Annotated in this window: 12 protein-coding genes; 5 read left to right on the forward strand and 7 right to left on the reverse strand. The window is 49.3% G+C overall.

The window, feature by feature from the left end; translation table 11 throughout:
• Positions 1-215: 215 nt before the first annotated feature.
• The 5 genes from CGZ75_RS26225 to CGZ75_RS26235 all read left to right on the forward strand — a co-directional run bounded on the left by CGZ75_RS26225 (position 216) and on the right by CGZ75_RS26235 (position 13,343).
• Positions 216-3,089, forward strand: a complete 2,874-nt coding sequence (locus tag CGZ75_RS26225) for a DUF7948 domain-containing protein (RefSeq protein WP_089525242.1) — start codon at positions 216-218, stop codon at positions 3,087-3,089.
• Positions 3,090-3,124: 35 nt separating this feature from the next.
• Complete coding sequence (locus CGZ75_RS15855) at positions 3,125-5,254, forward strand: RICIN domain-containing protein (RefSeq protein ID WP_089525243.1); 2,130 nt, start codon at positions 3,125-3,127, stop codon at positions 5,252-5,254.
• A gap of 78 nt (positions 5,255-5,332) precedes the next feature.
• Positions 5,333-7,459: an RICIN domain-containing protein gene (locus CGZ75_RS15860; protein ID WP_089525244.1), complete on the forward strand. Its 2,127-nt coding sequence runs from the start codon at positions 5,333-5,335 to the stop codon at positions 7,457-7,459.
• Between the two features lie 140 nt (positions 7,460-7,599).
• The gene (locus CGZ75_RS26230) at positions 7,600-10,461 is read left to right on the forward strand and encodes a DUF7948 domain-containing protein (protein WP_089525245.1); all 2,862 of its coding nucleotides are present in this window, start codon (positions 7,600-7,602) and stop codon (positions 10,459-10,461) included.
• Between the two features lie 32 nt (positions 10,462-10,493).
• Positions 10,494-13,343, forward strand: a complete 2,850-nt coding sequence (locus tag CGZ75_RS26235; RefSeq protein ID WP_089525246.1) for a DUF7948 domain-containing protein — start codon at positions 10,494-10,496, stop codon at positions 13,341-13,343.
• Positions 13,344-13,459: 116 nt separating this feature from the next.
• Here CGZ75_RS26235 and CGZ75_RS15875 read toward each other — a convergent pair whose 3' ends face one another.
• The 7 genes from CGZ75_RS15875 to CGZ75_RS15905 all read right to left on the reverse strand — a co-directional run bounded on the left by CGZ75_RS15875 (position 13,460) and on the right by CGZ75_RS15905 (position 21,882).
• Entirely contained in the window at positions 13,460-14,263 is an 804-nt protein-coding gene (locus tag CGZ75_RS15875; RefSeq protein WP_176444878.1) for a histidinol-phosphatase, read from the reverse strand.
• Between the two features lie 19 nt (positions 14,264-14,282).
• Positions 14,283-15,158, reverse strand: coding sequence for a carbohydrate ABC transporter permease (locus CGZ75_RS15880; RefSeq protein ID WP_089525248.1), 876 nt, complete (start codon positions 15,156-15,158; stop codon positions 14,283-14,285).
• 21 nt (positions 15,159-15,179) lie between these two features.
• Positions 15,180-16,031: an ABC transporter permease gene (locus CGZ75_RS15885; RefSeq protein ID WP_245850882.1), complete on the reverse strand. Its 852-nt coding sequence runs from the start codon at positions 16,029-16,031 to the stop codon at positions 15,180-15,182.
• A gap of 204 nt (positions 16,032-16,235) precedes the next feature.
• Positions 16,236-17,906 carry an extracellular solute-binding protein gene (locus CGZ75_RS15890; RefSeq protein WP_089525250.1) on the reverse strand — a complete coding sequence of 557 codons (1,671 nt, stop codon included), beginning with the start codon at positions 17,904-17,906 and terminating at the stop codon, positions 16,236-16,238.
• 128 nt (positions 17,907-18,034) lie between these two features.
• The gene (locus CGZ75_RS15895; RefSeq protein WP_089525251.1) at positions 18,035-20,302 is read right to left on the reverse strand and encodes a helix-turn-helix domain-containing protein; all 2,268 of its coding nucleotides are present in this window, start codon (positions 20,300-20,302) and stop codon (positions 18,035-18,037) included.
• A gap of 97 nt (positions 20,303-20,399) precedes the next feature.
• Positions 20,400-20,879 carry a GyrI-like domain-containing protein gene (locus CGZ75_RS15900; RefSeq protein ID WP_176444879.1) on the reverse strand — a complete coding sequence of 160 codons (480 nt, stop codon included), beginning with the start codon at positions 20,877-20,879 and terminating at the stop codon, positions 20,400-20,402.
• A 64-nt stretch (positions 20,880-20,943) separates the two neighbouring features.
• Complete coding sequence (locus tag CGZ75_RS15905; RefSeq protein ID WP_089525252.1) at positions 20,944-21,882, reverse strand: helix-turn-helix transcriptional regulator; 939 nt, start codon at positions 21,880-21,882, stop codon at positions 20,944-20,946.
• Positions 21,883-21,912 lie beyond the last annotated feature (30 nt).

A 21,912-nucleotide genomic window follows, 5' to 3' on the forward strand; every position in this document is an offset into this window, starting at 1 on the left:
CTCTATATTTCTATGCAGCGATGGAAGAATGCGTAATGGCTAGTAGTCTATTAATATGAAGTGTTTGCAATCTCTTATTGCCCCTTGTGGCGCAGAGACTGCTCGAATTTATTTCACCTTGTCAACGCCCTTTTTATAACCATGCTGACATATACCCGTACTCCCCGTCCCCCATTGAATATACAGTATCAAATCATAATCTAGGAGGCGCATTAATGAGCGGACCATCAGCCCAATTGCGACAGTTACATGGGAACCTTCCTGTTTTTGAGATTAATAAGGGACAGTCAGATTCACAAGTAGCTTACCTTTTGAGAGGTCATGATTCGACCTTTTATTTTACTTCTTCCCACATCGCGATGATGTTCGGCAAGCTGCTGGACCATCATGAATCAACTCACATAGAACAATCGTCTCGAAAACCCGCGCAAAAGCGCTGGGAAACCTGGGGCCTTCGCATGCACTTCGTTGGAGCGGATAAAAAACCCGATATTACCGGCTTAGATCAACTGCGAGGCACAAAAAATTACTACCACGGTAAAGATCCTCTCCAGTGGTATACCAATATACCGACCTTCGGTAAAGTGAGCTATACGGGACTTTATCCCGGCATCGACATGCTGTTTTATGGAAACGAACACCAGCTGGAGTTTGATTTCATCGTTGCCCCCAAAGCGAACCTTCAAAATATTCTACTGGAGTTCGAAGGAGCCGATGAGGTTCGGATTGACGAGGAAGGAAACCTTCTCGTTATAACGAACGGACATCCCCTTTTATTGCGCTTGCCCTTGATCTATCAGGAAAGCGAAGCCGGCAAGAAGAGAATTGACGGCGGATACGTGCTGAGGGATGACAATAGAGTGGCCTTCGAACTTAACGAGGAGTATGACATCTATTCCAAGCTCATCATTGATCCTGTATTGACCTACTCCACTTATCTTAACGGCACCGATGGCGCATTTGGGAATGGAATCACCGTTGATTCCCTTGGAAGCGCCTATGTTACGGGCGGCACATTTTCATCTGATTTCCCGACACAGGGACCGATCCAACCTACCTTCGGAGGCTTTGCGGATGCCTTTCTCACCAAGTTCACCCCATCTGGAACTGCACTCATCTACTCCACTTATCTGGGGGGAAGCAATTTCGACCAAGGCCAGTCTGTTGCTGTTGATGCTGCAGGCAACGCCTATGTAGCCGGCTTCACACAATCGACGGATTTCCCAACTGCTAACGCCTTTCAGTCTGTCGCTCCACCTGGTATGAATGCCTTCGTGGCAAAGATTAATCCTACTGGCGCTGCATTCCTCTATTCCACTTATCTGGGAGGCAACGGTGACGATATTGCAGCTGGAATCACTGCAGACCCAGGGGGCAATGCCTATATTACGGGAACGACGTCTTCCACCGATTTCCCTTTGGCAAATCCGCTCCAAGCCACCTTGCCAAGTCCCAGTTCCTCTTTCGTCACAAAACTGAACACGGCAGGAAATGCGCTCATCTACTCCACCTATTTTGGCGGGCCCAACGGTACTCAGGCCACTGGAATTGCCATAGATACCTCTACTAATGCCTACATTGTGGGTTCAACAACGATTGGTCTCCCAACGTCCAATGCTCTTCAGCCCATTTTTGGAGGCGGACTCTTTGATGCCTTTATAACAAAATTCAATACAGCGGGAACCGCTCTTGTTTACTCCACATACCTGGGCGGCAGCAATGAAGAGAATGGTCTTGGGATTGCAGTAGACCTGTCCGGCAATGCGTATATAACCGGCAACACAATATCCACGGATTTTCCAACCTCCAACGCTGTTCAAGCAACTCTTAGCGGTAACTTAGATTCATTCGCCACTAAAATAAATGCAGCAGGCAACGGCTTCATCTATTCCACTTATTTAGGCGGGATGCAAAACGATACAGGCAATGGCATTTCGGTTGATTCATCCGGGAACGCATATGTAACGGGGCAGACACTTTCAGCTGATTTCCCTCTAGCAAATCCGATCCAGGCTTCGCTCGCTGGGGACAACGATGTGTTTGTTACCCTGTTCAGTCCGGTCGGGGCTTTTATTTATTCCACCTACCTGGGAGGGACGGAGGATGATATCGGTCAATCCATTGCGGCAGACTCTAAGGGCGGCGCGTACATCACGGGAACCACTTCATCTCCTGACTTCCCGATAGTCAACCCGTTCCAATCGACATCGGCGATCTTTCCTAGTGCCTTTGTTTCCAAAATTACCGAGCTTATTGTGCCAGGCTCCACGGGGCCAACCGGACCAACGGGGCCGACGGGGTCGACCGGAAACACGGGGCCAACTGGAGCGACAGGCGCGTCTGGGCCCGCAGGACCAACAGGCGCTACTGGCGTTACAGGAGCTACAGGAATCCAAGGCCCGGCAGGAACGACAGGGGCGACAGGTGTAACAGGGGCAATCGGAGCGACCGGAATTACGGGAGCGACCGGACCGACCGGAGCTCAGGGGCTGACAGGGCCTATCGGAGTAGTCGGGGCTACCGGTGTAAACGGAATGACGGGAGCGACGGGGGGGGCTGGAGGGCCTGGCCCATCGGGGCCAAACGGAACAACGGGGGCCTCGGGCCCAGCCGGGGCGACTGGGACGGCTGGATCCGCCGGGCAAGCAGGATTACCCGGGCCACGAGGGCCAATGGGGACTAGAGGTGCGATTGGGCCGGAAGGCAACCGGGGGCCAGATGGCAAAACGATTCATCGGATTAAGGTAATTCGCATCGTAAAGGTTTTGAAGCCATGCAAGCCAGAGAAAGGATGTACTCCCTCTGCCCATGCTCTAGCTCTTAAGCTCGCTAGTGACATTAAAAAACAAGTGTCTCATGATATATGCTTCGATCTTATCCTTATTACAATCCGCAAGCTTATCCAACAAATCAAGCAGTGCAAGTACAAAAGCGCCTCCATCACTCTTTGCAAATTCGATGAACAATTCATCGAGCTGACGAGCATCGGAGAAATCTCAACTCATAAAGCCAAAAAGATTCTGAAGCTTCGCAATTGCTTGCTCGAGCAACTTTGCAGGCTGCAAGTCAAATCCAAAAAGAGCCGCTAAAAAAAGATCCCATCCATATAAAGGGGATATGAACCATGCCCACGGCAATTCAGATGTTAATTGACGCTGCAATCGCCTCGAATGCAAGCGATGTTGTCATCCCGCCCGGAACCTATTTTAATTCAGTACCAACTACTTTTGATAATGCTACGGATCTGACCGTTATCGCCGATGATGTTCTTTTCATCATGATCGCAGACGTTCGTGCTGTAAACTACAGCAATGCCACGAATTTGACCATCCAGGGACTGTCCATCAATTATGATCCGCTCGCTTTCACCCAAGGGGTGGTCATATCCATTGACCAGGCAGCTCTTACCATGAAAGTTCAATTGGATCAAGGGTATCCTGTGGCGGCATATCATTCACGGATCATTGCTTACGACTCGGAAACAAGAAAGCCCAAAGAGGGAACAAACGTAATGTTTACCTCGGCTGTCACCTTTGATCCCCTACTGACGAACGTATTGGATGTCACGGAAATAAGCGCCGGTATCAACGTGGGAGACAGGGTTACGCTGTCGTCTACCCCGAATACCACCAGCAGCATCTTTGTGACCAATTCTGCTTTTTCGATATGGCGAAACATTACTCTTTATAATGTCTACGGCGTCGGATATATCGAAAATGATGGTGTTTGCGGAACGATATTAGATAATTTCAACGTCGTGCCGGGCCCTAAGCCGGCAGGAGCCTTAGTCCCCCCGCTGCAATCATCGCTCATTGACGCCATCAACTTTTCTAATGTTGAAATGGGTCCGACCGTGCAGAACTGTACGATAAAAAGCCCGGGGGATGATTGCTTCAGTATTCAAACCCCCGCCTTTTTTGCCGTCTTGAATGCCAGCGGGAATTCGGAATATATCGCTTTCCGCTCTACGGTTCTGCCCCTGGATCCAGGCGATATAATAGCCCAATTCCTGGACCAGCCGGCTATAATCCAAAGTTTAACACTTGTTCCATACGGCAGCTTCCCGATTCCGCCTGCCATCCAGACGGCAATAAATAACGCCCAGCCGGGAGACCCTTACGACATCAACAAAAATGGAATTTTTCTGATGGTGTTCACCACCGTTCCAGCGTTCGGCGTAGGCGATTTTGTGTTTTCTCCCCGTTACTCTGCGAACGGCTTTGTTTTCCAGAACAACACGCTTTACAGCCAGTCGCGAGGGATGCTGATGAAAGGAAGCAACGGCATCATTCAAAACAACATGTTCACAGCTAACAGCCAAGCAATCGTTGTATCGCCCGAGGGCAGCACCGATACGCAATCAGGCTCCTCTCAAAATTTGCAGATTACAGGAAACTATTTTCTCCGAACCGGTTATGTTGAATTTTTGCCCTTCATCGATCAGGCTGGATCGCTCTGTTTTACCGCGACAAATGTCATTAGCGAAAAAGCGTTCAACAATATGGTCATCGAAAACAACACGTTTGACAGCATTCTGGGGCTAAACATCCAGATCAGCGAATGCCACAATGTGCAGGTGAACAATAATACTTTTCTGAACACTTTTTCCAATGGCAGCGGGACCAATGGCACCGGCTTGTTTATAGATCAAAGGGTTGTCGTTTGGGTCCACAATTCCGATAGCATCTCTTTTGAAGGCAATGTTATTAATCATATGGGACCGTCCGGCTCGCTCCCGATCGTGCTTGCACCAGGGACAACAACCAATATTACCGGACTCCCTGGCGGACTCATCCTCTTGAGCAAAACAAACGTCCCGATTGATACAACTCAAACGTATGCCATCATTAACCAAAACTCTGGCAAAGCTCTGCAAACCGTTGCAAACGGTGTAGCCAATGGAACGGAAATTGAGCAAGAAACATTTAACTCGGCCATTCTATCGCAGCATTGGCAATTTATCGAGAATGGCTTTTACTTCAATATCCTGCATGTGGCCAGCGGCAAATTTCTTGATATCAATGGGGAATCCACAGCAATTGGGGCAAACGCTGTCATCTTCACGGCTAACGGCAGCCTGAGCCAGCAATGGGCTCTTGCAGACGCGGGGAACGGCTTTCTCAATATCACCAACGTCAACAGCGGCCTCAATCTAAACATGATGAATTCGGGAACCGCCAACGGTGTTCTCGTCATCCAATCGTCTTCGGGTGTGATTACAAGTCAAAGATTTAGTCTTACAGTGGTCCCTTGAGAGCAAGAGGAGTCCGTCCCATCGTGATCGGATCATTGAGAGCAGTACTCCCATTCTACGCAAAGGGGAATATCGTACATGAGCATCCAGAGTTTGATCAACGACGCAATTGCCTCCCATCAAAGTGAACTCATCATCCCACCCGGAATCTATCTAAATACAGCACAAACGAATATTAATGGAGCCAATGGTCTGACCATAATCTTCGATGATGTCTTTATCGTTATGCAGAATTTTAGTCGCGTCTTTGAAATTACCAATTGCGTCAACTTGACGATTCAGGGAGTAACAATGAACTATGACCCGCTCCCTTTCACTCAAGGCGTAGTCATATCCATTGATCCGGTGGCGGGTTCGATGAAAGTCCGAATCGATCAAGGATACCCTGTGGCGGCGTATACGGCCCGGGTAATCATTTTCGATCCGGTAACAAGGAAACAAAAAGAGGGCGTATCGACGATGTTTTCAGCACACGCTACCTTAGATCCGATCCTGCCCAATACATTAGACATCACCAGTATCGGGTCAGGAATCAACGTTGGAGATTGGGTTACCGTATCGACAACCCCTGCAGTTCCTCATAGCATAGCGGTGAACACTAGTTCGTTTACGACTTGGAGGAACGCTACTCTTCATACATCCACCGGATTCGGTTATATAGAAGGCTCCGGCATTTGCGGAACGGTTATGGATAATTTTCGCATCGTGCCAGGTCCTAAGCCGGCGGGCGCCATAAAGCCCCCGTTACTGTCGACCATTCTCGACGGCATTCAATTCAATGATATTCAGATGGGGCCAACTTTGGAGAACTGTGTGATTCAAAGTACAGGGGATGATGCCTTCAGCATTCAAACACCAGGTTATTTAGCCGTCCTGAGTGCCAGCGGAACTTCGGAATACATTGCTTCCAGATCCCCCAACCCTCTCCCACTTCCCCCAGGGGATACCCTTTGCCAGTTTTACGATTTGCCATCTACGATCGTCAGCGCTACGCTTGTTCCATTCGGAAGCTTTCCGCTAGATCCGGCAATCGCAGCGGCAATTGCCGCCGCCCAGCCAGGTGACCCGTATGACATCAACAAAAATGCGATTTACCTCATTCAGTTCACAGATGTTCCCGCGTTTGGCGTAGGCGATTTCGTCTTCAATCCTCGTTATAGCGCCACCGGATTTATTTTCCGCAACAATACGGTATACAGTCAGTGGAGAGGAATGCTGGTAAAAGGGATCAACGGCCTCATTGAGAACAATATGTTTACTGCCGCCACCGAATCGATCGTGATTGCACCGGAGAGCAATACAAATACGCAAGAAGGATGTTCTCAGAACTTGCAGATTACAGGAAATTATTTTCTTAGATCAGGCTACCATTATGCGAATTTTGACGGCGATCAGGCCGCATCGCTCTGTTTCGTAGCGCCCAATGTAACCGGCGGCGAAAAAGCGTTCAACCAAATGTTAATTGAAAACAATATCTTCGACAGCATACAGGGGCTAAACATCCAGATTTCCAACTGCGGGGACGTGCAAGTGAACAACAACACCTTTCTCAATACACATTCTACCGTCAACGGAATCAATGGCCTCAGCACGAACATCGATCAAACAACCGTCGTTTGGATCCAAAATTCCGACAGCGTTTCTTTTGACAATAACATCATCGAATTTATGAACACATTCGGTTCAATTCCGGCTGTACTCTCGACAGACAACACGAATATTACCGGGCTTCCTGGCGGGCTTACCCTCTTAGACAAACTAAATATTCCCATCGATACAACTAAAACGTATGCCATCATTAATCGCAACTCCAACAAAGCTCTGCAAACGGTTCTAAACGGCGTCTCAGACGGAACAAATGTGGAGCAAGAAACGTTCAATGCAGCTGTAACATCCCAACATTGGCAGTTTATCGTAGATGGCTTTAACTTCAACATCCTGCATGTTGCCAGCGGCAAATTTCTTGATATAAGCGGGTCATCGATAACATCAGGAGCAAACGCCGTAATCTTCACGGGAAATGGGAGCTTGAGCCAGGTATGGGCATTCTCCGACCAGAGCGGCGGTTTTTTCAAAATTAAAAACGCCAACAGCGGCCTCAATCTCAATATGCAAGGTTCAGGAACGGCCAATGGTGTTCTCGTTGTCCAACTGCCTGACGCGGGTCCTTTAGTTCAAAGCTTTAGACTCATAGAGCTCCCATGAGCATTCAGAACATGATCGATACCGCCATTCTCTTAGGACAGCCTAATAGCCTAATCTTACGGTTTAGCGGCATACGCCCGTACCAGTCTTCACCTAAATAGATACACTATCAAATCAAAACCTGTTTAGGGGGCACGGTTATGACCGGATCATCGGTGCAAGCGTCTGTCCATCCAGTGCGGTTGAATGCAAGTCTTCCTGTTTTCGAGCTTAATGCAGGACAAACGGATTCACAAGTCGCTTACCTAATGAGAAGCCACGATGCTATCTATTATTTCACTCCTTCGCATATAGCGATCATGTTCGGCAGGCAGTTAAAAAATGATGAGCCATCAAATCCTCTAGCAGCAGCATCGCAAGCGCAATGGGAAACTTGGGGCCTGCGAATGCATTTTATCGGCGCTCACAAGGAGCCACAGATCGATGGCTTGGATCTTTTGCCGGGAAAGAAAAACTACTTTCGCGGTCAAGACCCGAACCAATGGCATAGCGGCATTCCAACCTTTGACAAAATAAAGTACACCGGGCTTTATAGGGGCATCGATATGCTCTTCTACCGCAACGGGCTGCAGTTAGAATTCGACTTCATCGTTGCTCCGGGAGCGCACACGCAGGATATCCTGTTGGAATTCGAAGGCGCTGAACAGGTTCGGATCGACGAAGAAGGAATTCTTCAGGCTGTAGTTGATGGGCAATTTATTACACTCCGGAAGCCTTTTATTTACCAGCATGATGAGCGTGGGAACCAGATTGAAATTGAAGGCGGGTACACGCTGCGTAATGCCAACCAGGCAGGATTGGAGCTTAAAGCAGCGTACGATCCCTCGCTCCCGCTTATCATTGATCCTGTTTTAACCTATTCTACTTATCTCGGCGGCAGCGATGTTTCGAGCGGACTCGGAATCGCCGTGGATGCTTCTGGGAGTGCCTATGTCACGGGTTTAACCTTCGATGTCGACTTCCCGACAGCAGTGCCGCTTCAAGGCTCCTTGGCAGGTGGATCAGATGCCTTTGTAGCCAAGTTCACCCCTACTGGTAACACACTTGTTTATTCGACCTATTTAGGCGGCAGCGATCTTGATCAAGGAAATTCGATTGCGGTTGATCCATCCGGCAATGCATATGTTACAGGGTCTACGGATTCAATGGATTTCCCGACAACAGCAGGTGTTTTTCAAACCTCAGCTCCTCCTTCGACCAATGCATTTGTGACTAAGATCGACTCATCCGGAGTGTTGGTCTACTCGACCTATCTGGGGGGCAATGATGTTGACATTGGGAATGGAATTGCTGTTGATACTGCAGGTGTCACTTATATAACAGGTACTACGCTCTCTTCCAACTTTCCCCTGGTGAGTCCATTCCAAAACCTCTTTTTCTCTATAAATACTGCATTTGTAACTCAGCTGAATGCGACCGCAAGTGCGCTCATGTATTCTACTTATTTGAGTGGAACGGTACGCACTAATGGAACAGGCATTGCTGTAGATACGGTTGGACAATTTTATGCGACTGGTACAACAAACATTAATTTTCCGAACGTTAATACCTTACAACCATACGGTGGCGGCAATAGTGATGCTTACGTCGTTAAGTTTGTTGTAGTGGTGGGGACTCCTGCTGTGGCCTATTCAACGTACTTGGGAGGCAGCGGAGATGACGCGGCAGCTGGCATTGCGGTAGATCTGGCAGGAAATGTATACGTTTCCGGCTCCACAACATCCATTGACTTCCCTACCTTGAATCCCATTCAAGCCGCTAACGGTGGAAATACCGATGCTTTTGTTACAAAAATAAACTCTGCCGGCACCAGCCTGACTTACTCCACTTATTTAGGTGGTACCTCCAATGATGCAGCTACGGGCATATCAGTAGATACACTGGGAAATGTGTATATAACCGGATCAACACAATCGGTCAACTTCCCCATAGCAAACCCGATTCAAGCCGTACTTACCGGGACGGCTAGCGCTTTCATTACCAAGTTAAATCCAACTCCGGCTTTTATCTACTCGACTTATTTGGGCGGAACGCTTAACAATCAAGGCCAAGCGATTGTCGCCGACGCCTCCGGAAGTGCCTATATTGCTGGACTGACCTCTTCAACCGATTTTCCATTAGCCAATCCTTTCCAAGCAACAATTGACGGCGCTCTTCAAAGTGCATTTGTATCGAAAATCGCAGACACAACCGTGATAGGACCGACGGGACCAACGGGACCAACGGGGCCGACAGGGCCAGCAACCGGACCACAGGGACCAACCGGGCCGACAGGGCCGCTCGTTCCGGGACCGACGGGGACGACAGGACCACAAGGACCGACAGGCGCAATAGGTATAACAGGAACACAAGGACCAACCGGGCCAACCGGTTCCCAAGGAGCTGCTGGCACAGCAACAGGTCCGCAAGGTCCAACCGGATTGACGGGAGTGATTGGAGCGATCGGGGCGGCAGGAGCAATTGGAAATCCCGGAGTTACGGGCGCGCCAGGAACGACGGGAACGACAGGAACGACAGGAGCAGCAGGAGCGAGTGGCTCAACCGGACCGGCGGGGACAGCTGGAGTCGCCGGGGCAAGCGGGATTAATGGTCCTCCAGGAACGACCGGGCCGAATGGATTGAAAGGGCCGATCGGGCCGGTAGGACCGAAAGGTAAAAATGGGAAATTCATTAAGATCGTGGAAACGATCAAAATTATAAAACCTTGCCATCGAACCTCTGCTTCGGAAGTACTTCGATTGGCGAGAAACCTCCGAAAACAGTTGATGGGCTGTTCAGACTTTGACCTTTTTGAAAGCTCAATCGATAAGCTGCTCATTCAAATCAAGCTGAATAAATTCAAAGGTGCGGTGATGACCCTATTCAAGTTCAAACAGCAATTCAATGGGCTTGTAGATGAAGGATTAATATCGGAACCATTCGCCAGAAAAACATTGAAGCTGGTTGATTTTCTGCTAAATGAACTGATGAAGCTGCAGGGTAGGTCCAACAAGCGGAGATGAATTAGCCATACCATTTACGAGGAGGCGCAAAAATGACCGATTCATTGGCGCGGCACTCAGCCCGGTTGCAGAAATTGCGTGGGCATTCCCCTGTGTTTGAATGCAATGTGGGGCAATCGGATGCACAAGTCGCTTACCTTCTGAGAGGTTCAAGCTCAACTCTGTATTTCACTCCAAGTCATATAGCCTTTCTGTTCGGTAAGACATCATCCCACAGACAGTGGGAAGCCTGGGGCTTCCGCATGCGTTTTGTAGATGCTTTGCACAATCCGGCCATCGACGGCTTGGATCGCTTATCCAGCACGAGCAACTACTTTAAAGGTAATGATCCTGTAAAGTGGCATAACACTGTGCCGAACTTTGGCAAAATAAAGTACTCCGGCCTTTATCCCGGTATTGATATGTTGTTTTACGGTACCGAGCATGAGCTGGAGTTTGATTTTATAGTGGCTCCTGGAGCAGACCCACAGCATATTGTGCTGGAGTTCGAAGGAGCGGATGAGCTAAGTATCGATGACGATGGTAATCTTCTTGTTGCAACCAACGAGCATTCTGTCATGCTTCGGCTGCCGTATATCTATCAGGAGCTGCGTGGAGAGAAAATAAAGGTCGCTGGCGGATATGCGCTGCGCAATGCCAATCAAGTTGCCTTTGAGCTGAGGGAAACATACGATCTATCCTCTACTCTTGTCATCGATCCTGTCCTGTCTTATTCCACTTATCTTGGCGGCACCGAAAGCACAATCGGGTACGGAATTACCGTTGACACCCTCGGAAATGCTTATATCACGGGCACTACGCTAGCGATAGATTTTCCAACTCAAACCCCATTTCAAGCCGCTTTAGCAGGAAACTCGGATGCCTTTGTCACGAAATTTAACCCAGACGGCATCACGCTCGCATATTCCACCTATCTAGGTGGGGGCGATCTCGATGACGCCCGTTCCATTGCCATTGACTCTTCGAGCAACGTATACGTAACCGGGTTTACGGACTCTACCGACTTCCCGGTTATGAACGCGTTCCAAGCAGTTGCCCCTACCGGCACCAATGCATTTGTCACCAAATTCAATTCTACTGGCAGTGCACTTCTGTACTCGACCTACCTGGGAGGCAGTGCTGCTGACTCTGCCATGGGCATTGCCGTTGATTCCGGGGGCAGCGCTTATATTACAGGGCAAACTGCATCCCTAGACTTCCCTACCATGAATCCGTTTCAGGGTTCCCTGACAGGTCCGAATGCAGCTTTCCTTACCAAGCTGAACCCGGCAGGCAATGCACTCGTGTATTCAACTTATTTTGGCGGGAGCCTTGGAACGAGCGGAGCAGGCGTTGCCGTTGACCCATCCGGTCAAGCGTACATTACGGGGCAGACTGGCAACAATCTTCCTACTCTGAATGCCCTTCAGCCTGTATTTGGCGGAGGCACCTCGGATGCTTATGCAGCTAAATTCAATGCCGCCGGATCTGCTCTCATCTACTCCACTTACCTGGGCGGCAGCGGTGCTGATCTAGGCACGGGTATTGCTGTAGATTTGGCTGAAAATGCTTATGTGACCGGTAATACTCCTTCCGCTGATTTCCCAACGTTCAACGCTGTTCAACCGACGTTTGGCGGCATCGTTGATGCCTTTGCGGTCAAAATAAATATAACCGGCAGCAGCTTCATTTATTCCACCTATTTAGGTGGTGTTGAGAATGAAGCGAGTAATGGAATTACGACGGATCCCTTTGGGAATGCCTACGTAATTGGGGCTACCTTTTCGACCAATTTCCCCTTATTGAATCCGATTCAATCCACCCTCAATGCGGTCGATGCGTTTATTACCAAGTTCAACCCAACCGGTTCCTTTATTTATTCAACCTATCTGGGAGGATCCAGCCTTGATGAGGGTCAGTCGATTGCGGCCGATGCCTTTGGAAGCGCCTATATTACAGGCCAAACCTTTTCGACAGACTTTCCGCTCATGAATCCGTTTCAGTCCACCCTGGCTGGATCTCCGAATGCTTTTGTGGCCAAAATTCTGGACCCTATGCAGATAGGACCCACCGGACCAACAGGGCCGACTGGCCCTTCAGGACCAACAGGGCCAACAGGTGCAACCGGAGCAACCGGAGGCATCGGGCCGACAGGAACGACGGGGGCGACCGGAGCTCAAGGACCCGATGGGCCGACAGGGACGACGGGGTCGAGTGGAGTGACAGGTGCAACCGGAGCCCAAGGATTCCCGGGAGCAACAGGGCTCCCGGGAATTACCGGAGCGATCGGCCCTAGCGGTCCGACCGGACCAGCCGGGGCTCCAGGCGCAGTAGGAACTACGGGCACGACAGGGGCGACAGGGACAGCTACGGGGGGCGCGGGATCCCCAGGGGGCCTTGGTGCGACAGGCGCAACTGGGTCAGCAGGGCCGAATGGGACGAACGGGCTTAACGGACCGATCGGGCCAACTGGGCCAAAGGGGCAGAGAGGTTCGAAGGGTCCCACAGGCGAGGAAGGAAATGAAGGTGAGATTCTTCATATTGTTAAAATAATCGAGTTCATTAAACCTTGCAAATGCAATCCTTGTCCCGATGCGCTGGAGCTAGCCGAGAAGCTCAAAAAGCTCCTGATGAGCCGAGCATGCTCTGACTCGCTCGTTATCCTCCTTGCCAATATAATCAGACAGATTAAAAAATGCCATTATAAAAGCGCCAAAATAACTCTTTGCAAGCTCGAGAGGCTGATCAACAAGCTGGCAATTAGCGGTGAGATTTCCCCTCTATTAGCTAGGCGAGCACACAAGCTTTTGTCTTCTTTGAAAAGGAGACTCATCCTGCTGCAAAACAGACCTTGCAAGCCATGCAAACATTGCAAATCTGGCTTTTCTAAAAAAGTAAGATAGCTGATATCCCTTAATGAGCTTAGACCGACCCTGGAGGTCGGTCTAAGCTCATTTTTGCTGTCCTTTACCTCAGAGACGTAAAAAAAGAACACCCTAAGGTGTCCTTGATGGGGAAATTACAGCGGCAGCATAATCCGCTCGCGCCGCTTGAAGGTTGCAATCTCTTTAACGCCGATCTCCTTGAGAAAGCCGGTTACGCCGCTCCAGTCGTGCAAGAGCTGGTCGGGACCGTGGGCATCGGAGCCGAATGTAAAAGGAACGCCGAGCCGGTGCAGCCGCTGAACGATGTCGGCGGACGGGAACCAAGAGCCGCATTTTTTACGTAGCCCTGACGTATTGATTTCAACCGCTATGCCAGCGTCCGCGATTATTTGTGCTGTTTCATCCCAGAGCGTATCAAGAGAAATCGAGCACGGAACGTTCAGGCCCTTAACGGCGTCGATATGACCGAGGATGTCAAATTTGCCGCAGCGCGCTGCGTCTTGAATGAGTCGAATGTAGTCTACGTAGGTTCCATCAACGTCCACGTTCTCCTGCCGCCACCGCTCTGAGGCGAATACGTGATACCCTCTGAAGTAATGCACGGAGCCGATGATATAGTCCAATGGATACTGCGCATAGATGAGAGCATACTGCTCCATAAGCCCCGGCAAATAATCGGATTCCACGCCAAGGCGCACATCGATTCGGCCCTTATACTCATTCCGCAGCTCTATCATCTCTTGCACGTAATTCGGAAAATCCGATTTGGCCATCGTCATGCCAGGGTTCGGATGGTCGTTCTCGTCGCAGAAAAACGGACTGTGATCGGACAGGCCAATCTGATCCATGCCGAGTTCAATTGCCGCTTTGATCATTGCTTCCATCGAACCTTGGGCATGCCCGCATCTCTCATGATGCGTGTGATAATCTACGAACACGGCTTGCTCTCCTCTCGGGTCAACCTTTGATGGCTCCAATCATAACACCTTTAACAAAGTATTTTTGCAGGAATGGATAAACGAACAGAATAGGAAGAGTAGCTACCATGATTATCGCATACTTGATCTGCATGATGGCGAGACTCTTCTCCTCGCTCGGCATGATGGAGTCTGCTAGACCTGTATTCTCCACAAGCACCTTTACCAAATAAAGCTGCAACGGCTGTAAATTCTTATCAGGCAAATAGATTAAGGCGCTGAAATAGCTGTTCCAATGCCCTACCGCGTAGAAAAGCACAAGTACGGCAATGATTGGTTTTGATAACGGAATGATCACGGTCCAGAATATCCGAATGTCATTAGCGCCGTCCAATTTGGCAGATTCAATCAGACTTTCCGGAATGGTCGTGAAGTACGTTCTAGCAATAATGACGTACCAGACACCGATCGCGCCTAAAATGATGAGCGCCCATCTCGTATTGTACAGTCCAAGGTCATTGACCAGAATAAATGTTGGGATTAGCCCACCGCTGAACAGCATCGTAAACACGATAAGAAACGTAACCGGACCGCGCAGAAAAAAGTTCCTGCGAGACAGCGGATAAGCAAGCGATATCGTCATAATGACGTTAAAGGCCGTTCCCCCTACCGTGTACCAGATCGTGTTCAGATAGGACGTCCAAATATCGGGATTTTCAAATACCAGCTTATAAGCGTTCAAGGAAAAGCCCTTTGGCAACAGCCATACTTCTTGGGCAGCAGCAGCAAGCGGATCGCTGATCGACATGCTGAACACAAATACAAGTGGGTACAAACAGATGATGATGACAAAAACCATGAAAACATTAATAGCCGCGTCCGCCAGTTTCCCCGAGAATGTATTAGAATGTACCATAATGCAGATTGCGTCCCTCCTCTACCATAGTGAAGTTTGGGTCAGCTTGCGGCTTAACCAGTTGAAGCTCACGATCAACACAAAATTAATCGTTGCATTCATGAAATCTACGGCTGCAGCAAAGCTGAATTCCCCTCCGACCAGTCCAATTCGATAAACATAGGAAGAGATGACGTCCGACACCTCGTACGTAGACGGGTTGTAGAGCAATATAATTTTTTCGAATCCAACACTCATCATACGACCGAGCGACAGGAGCAGTAATATGATGATCGTTGGGGCAATACCTGGCAAAGTAACGTGAATGAGCTGCCTGAATCTCGAAGCTCCATCAATGCGAGCAGCCTCGTATAACTGTGGATCTATACCCGCCAGCGCAGCCAAATAAAGAATCGAACTGTAACCGAAACCCGCCCAAATATCGGTGCTAATATAGATAGTGCGGAACCAGTCCACTTCGCTCAAAAAGTTGATTTTCTGAAAGCCTAATTTCTCGATCACGACATTCACAATGCCATCGTTAGGAGACAGGAACGTAATCGTCATGCCTGCAATGACAACGACAGATATAAAGTGAGGCATGTAGCTGACCGTTTGCACGACCCGCTTGAACGTATTTCTGCGAATCTCATTCAACAACAGCGCAAAAATAATTGGAATCGGGAAGCCCCATAACAGACTGTAAAAGTTGAGCAGCAGGACGTTTTTGATTAGCCGGAAAGAATAGATAGAGTTAAAAAATTCTTCAAACCATTTAAGTCCGACCCAAGGGCTATTCCAGATGCCGCGGGAAGGAGAGAAGTCCTGAAATGCCATAAGAATGCCGTACATCGGGAGATAGTGAAAAACGATGAAGTAAATCACGGCCGGCATAACCATCAGCACTAAGAACTTATCTCGGATCGCATTTTTTTTGAGAGTGTGAAGCGCAGTCCCCCGTCTTGTCTGTGCGGGTCCAATTGGGGGACTTAAGGGAGGGTTTGGCATGCTTCGGATTTCCTTTCCTGAGGCTCTTATAGGCATTCTTGGTCAAAAAGAAGGAGCACGCGGAACTGAGTCCCGCGCGCTCAGTTCCGCTTACTTCTCGCTCATTAACCTGTCATACTGGCTTTGACGAATTTGAATGACTTCATCAATTCCGATAGCCTTGATCTGCTTCGTGAACGTATCCCATTTGTCCATTGGCTCTTGGCCAAGAATGAATTTAGCGATCATTTCATCTTTATAGGTCGTAATGTCGGTCAATTTCCGGTTTATATTGGAGTATTCATCCTCCGTTGGCATCGCGAACTCCGCAGTGGGAACCAGATAAGATTGCACAAGCTTCGCTCGCTCCGTCAAAACTTCATCCGTCAGCTTGAGCTTTGATATATATTCCACTCGGCTCGCTTGGCTGAACGTCTGCCAGCCGCCGAGGGATCGAATGACCTCAACGGCCCCAAGTCCATCCGGATTTTTTGTGACAAAGTCGGTCATTTGCGGCTGTCCATCCTTCATGACGTACGTTTTGCCTTCAATGCCGAGCGTCATGCGTTTCGTATTTTCCTCGCTATAGATGACGTAATCCAGCCAGCGGAAAGCAACTTCCGCGTTTTTAGAATCCCTATTGATGACGGAATAACCGTTGGACAGCCCCGACTTCTCGATATGCCCCTTGTAGCCGTTCGGGCCTGCAGGCGGGGTGGTCATAACCCATTGTGCATCCGCTTGTCCGGCCTCCCGCAGCTTATTGGTCCATAACGTGTTGGATTCCTGCCAGGCAATTGTAGCCCCGGACAGACTGCGAATGATTTTGGATGTCATCTGATCCTTCTTGTTGACGGCGAACTCCATGTCCAGCAAGCCATCCTTAACCAGCTTGTTTAGGAAAGCGACCATCTCTTTGGCGCGAGGGTCAAGCCACTCGTACTGGATTTTCCCCTTTGCATCAGGATAAAAGCCATCGCTCGCACGCAGATGAAGCCCCCAAGCGTTACCCCAATTATAAAGCTGGGTTACCCCGTTATAGTTGGTCATTGGGATCTCGTCCGCCTTGTTGTTGCCGTTCGGGTCCTTCTCTTTAAACGCTTTCAAAACATTGTACCAATCGTCAACCGTCACCGGCTCCGGCAAGCTCAGCTTATCCAGCCAGTCTTTACGGATGAGCCAGCCGTAAGGACCGGCTGCTACTTCTTCATCCCTTGTTCCGGATAAATGAAACGTATTGCCTTCCGGCGTTTTCATGAGCGCGGGCAGCAACGGCTTCGTCTCGAATATTTTGGCGGCGTTCTCTCCGTACTTGGCCATTAAATCATCCAGTTGGAGCAGGAGACCATCCTTGGAATATTTGTATAAATCGAAGTTTGATAAAATGATGTCTGGCAAATTTTTACCTGAAGCCAAACGAGTCTGCATCGCCGTCTGGAACTGGCTGCCCGGCACAACATCCCATTTGATCTTGACGCCCGTCGCCTTCTCAATCTCCTGCCAAACAGGCAGATTCTGCGTCAGACTGGCTGCCGCGAACGGATTGTCTGGCGCCGCGACCGTTAAGGTTACCGATCCGTCTGTTACGATCGGCATTGGATTTTTCGGGCTTGTGGACGCCGTTCCAGGCGACCCCGATGTGCTTGGCTTTGGCGACTCCGCAGCGCCTTGATTGGAATTGTTGGTTGCCGGCCCTCCGCTGCTTTGACATCCCGTCATGGCGAGGGATGCAACTATTAATGCGCTTACAATTTTCGCCGATCCATTTGTCCTCTTTGTCATTCGCCCATCTCCCCTTTAATTTCGACTCATCCGAGTGATGGCCCCATTGTAGGAGAGCTTGGGCTCCGATGTATACGAACAATATGTGTTATCGTCATACAGAAATTGCTCTAAGGAGTGTTGGCGGCTCATTTATCCTTGAATTGGCTCGGTGTCATGCCCATATATTTTTTGAACAATCGACGGAAAGTGATGTCATTGTCAAAGCCGACCTGCTGCGCTACCTGCAAAATAGTGATCTCGCCGCCCTTGCTCAGCAACGGTTTGGAAACCTCGATTCTACGCCGATTTACATAGTCGATGAACGTAGATCCGGTCTGACCTTTGAAGTATCGGCTCAAATAGGAGGAAGAGATTCGGAACGCTTCCGCCACTTTGGTCAGGGACAAATTTTGATCGTTATAATGCGCATGGATATAACTCTTGATCTCTCGAATGAGCTGCACATCCTGCTGCTCATCCTCCCTCGCGAGCAGGCGTGAAGTCTCTTCATATAAACGGCCAATGGCCGATACCATCTCATCCATCGTATCCAGCTCCATAATATCCTTCAGCTTTATGGAAGGAGCTTGGCCGATATTCGCTTGCTCCAATGCTTTCAGCGCAACCGATGCGATGCTGTATCCTAAATAGCGCATGGCGTTGAGCGGCAATCGATTCTTCTCCAAATATCGATGCACGATAGCACCGGCCAGCTGCTGAGCTGATCTCACATCGCCGCCGCTGAGCGCCCCAATGAGCTGATTCTCCTCTGCCAAATAGCCGTTCCAGTGGCCGTCTTCTGTATATTCGTCGGCATAGAGAATGCTTCCGTCTCCCTTCAGGAAACGAAACTCGATCGCATGCACGGAAGCTTCGTACGAGCGGAACAACTCATGCAGATTGCGGCAGCTGCCGCCAACCCCGATCGCACGGTACGCGATGGAATAGGACCGCAAGCAGTCACCGATCGCCTGTAAAGCGGATGCGCGGAGCTCTTCCCGCTCCATGTTGAGGATAATCGCTTTATCCTTCTCGTCCATTTCCACCCAGAATATCGTCACGCCTTGTGCTACCAATCTGGAGCGGACCTGTTCATAGAAATCTTCGGGCAAGCTCTGTTCCTCACTCAGCAGCAGCGTCGCACATACGAAAAATTCATACGGAAAAGAAATGTCCAATAAGTCCATGGCGCGGATCAAGCTTTCATCGTTGGCTGAGTTTTTGTTCAGCAGCTTAGCCAAACAGGTATTCCTGGCCAGCGGTCGATAGAGGGAAATCTCATGCTCGTTGCGGTTAGCATCCGTCAGCATGGCGTAAATCGCATTTTCCACGTAGTGGAACTCATTGTTCACAGGAGGTTCCAGCATCAGCTTGGATCGGATCATCCCAATTAGGTTCGCAAGCGGTTTGTAATTTCTCATCGCCAGAATATAGGACAGTCCGAGCCCGAGACATAGATAAAAGAGGGAGAAACCAATAGCCACGTTGCGAATTACATGCAGCTTAGAAAGCACCGTGCTTGTGGGGACGCCAATATAGTAGGACCATCCGCGACTGTCGGGGTCAGAACGGTATACGGAATAATGCGAGCCATCGGCAAGCTGCACCGTATCAATGCCACCGCTCACAGCAGACCCATCCCTATGCTGATTCTCGATATAGGAGCTGAGCTTGGCATTGGGATTCACGTCCGTGACTCGATTTCCTTGAGCGTCCATAATGTATATGGCATGCTGCTCAGCCAAGGCCGATTTGCTCAGCATCTGCTGCAGTGCTTCTTCTCGAATGAACAATAGAAGCGTCGCCTGGAAGCTGGAATCGCCTGGAGGTAGGGATTGGATATAGGTGAGCAGACGGCGGGGCTGATTGGATATGCTGACTGGCTCGGGAAGGATGAGGCGATGATTATTGCGTGCAGCAAGAATTTGCTCCCATTGCTGCAAGTCGATATTGTCGAAGCGGAGAAGATCGATGAAGTAACGCTCGAAGCTGTCTTTGCCCAGCGTGGAGAGCACCGTATCCTTACCGTTAAAATAAATCGCAATTTCATCGACCAGTGGATAGGTCGATTTGTAAATGTTCAGCTCATTCATGCTATTGAGTAAATCCCCGATATCAACGCGATCGTAGCTGAAGTTATTCCCTTCCATATTCATCAGCTTGGAAATACGCGGCATATAAGACAGCTGTACAGCAAACGTATCCAGCGTATTGAAGTTACGCTCGACGTCCTTTTGAGTATCTTCCAGCAAACCAAGATAAGTACTGTTTGTCTGTGTCTCTATCGTGTTGGCTGCCCAATAATACGTTGAAAATCCGAATACGGCCATTGGAATCGTGAAAATAAGGATGTACGTAAACATGGATTTTATGAATATGGAGTTTCTCTGTTTCAGATAGGCAAGCCCTTTCAAGGGGAAGTCCTCCTAAATGGAACGAATGGTGTGTTCATACAATTCGTTCCATTCATTAGGGAATCCTTCATTGGGCTAATACTACCCCTAAGCCTACTTATTTAATCGCAATGAATAGATGTACTTCCGAGTCAGCAGACCCGGCACTTCCGGTATCATAAAGCTCGAAATCCCCAGTAAAAGCTCTGACTTCCTCCGGTTTATTTTCAAAGTAGGCCCAAATTTCTTCCCATGCCTGCGGCACCACTTCATACGACGGCCCACGCTCGGTGATGAATACAAGATACTTACTCGCAGGAATAACCGCGATATGAGTCTGATTATCTTCACCCGTTTCAAAATCTCCGCTAACTTCATGTCCGATCAACACCCGATAAGAGCCGCTTGCATCACTTTCGTAATCGGTGTATAGAGAATAGATAGGAGCATCCGTTTCTCTTTGGATCGCACGGCTGAAGTAGGTCTCCCATAGGCCAGGCAAGCGACCATCCGGTCCTGCTTCCGCTGCATTTGTCGTTCGGAGACTTATTCCTTGCAGCTTTATTTCCGGCTTTTCGGTTACATAGGTTTTTATCATGGCTCAGCCTCATTTCCTTGTCATTAAGTCAAGTATAGAGAAGAAAAGTGGACAGCATACTGTCCTACTTAGAATACTGTTCCATAATTTTTTGCGCCCGGCGTACCATCTCTTCCGCTACTTCATTCGGCTGCTCCACTTTCACCTCTTCCCCGTAACTTAATAGCATTCCGTAAAACCACTCATCCACAGTAAAGTTACCCTTTACTTGAACCCTTCCATCGGCCAATTCGGTCATCCAGCCGGCTGGAAAAGTTTCGTCGACACGATAGCGGGCTTTGGGTTGGAACAGAAGGATTAACTCCTGCTGAGCTTCCTTGAACCATTCCGGGTTCCAATCATAACGCTCTAACACCGGTGCCTCGCGAGGGATGAAAGGTTCCGCCAACAGCTGCAGCTGTTGAATGCGGGACACACGAAAAATACGGAAATCCTTACTTGCCTGACAGTATGCCTGCAAATACCACAGATTCGCCTTCATGATTAGCTTTACAGGTTCAATTATTCTCTCGCTCTCTGCCCCTTCCCGATCCAAGTAGTTCATTTTTACGCACATATAGGTTTTGGACGCTTGTCTCAAGGCATTGATTTTATCCCGTGCGGAGGCACTCTGTCCCCAAGGATTGAAATCAAACATAATAGCTGGTTTTTTGGCTTCGCTGTTTGTCGCACCTGTTTTCCCCAGGATCGCCTTAACCTTCTCCAGAAGATCCCCCAGCTTGCGGTCATCGAGCGCCGAGTTCATCCCTTTCACAGCAGATACAAGCGCGGTTAGATCATCTAGGGTGAGCAGTTGTCGATTCATCGTGTAGGATTCCATAATCTCAAACCCGCCCATGATCCCCTTATGGGTCACAATCGGAATACCGGATTGATTCAAGGTTTCCATGTCGCGATAAACCGTTTTAGTAGACACCTCGAAGTATTCGGACATTTCTTTGGCACTGATCCGCTTGCGGTTCAAGAGCAGTACGGTCATCGCCAGCAAGCGATCGATTTTCACTTCCCAACACCTGGCCTCTCCTAAACAACA

It is taken from the genome of Paenibacillus herberti (assembly GCF_002233675.1).
GTDB lineage: Bacteria > Bacillota > Bacilli > Paenibacillales > Paenibacillaceae > Paenibacillus_O > Paenibacillus_O herberti.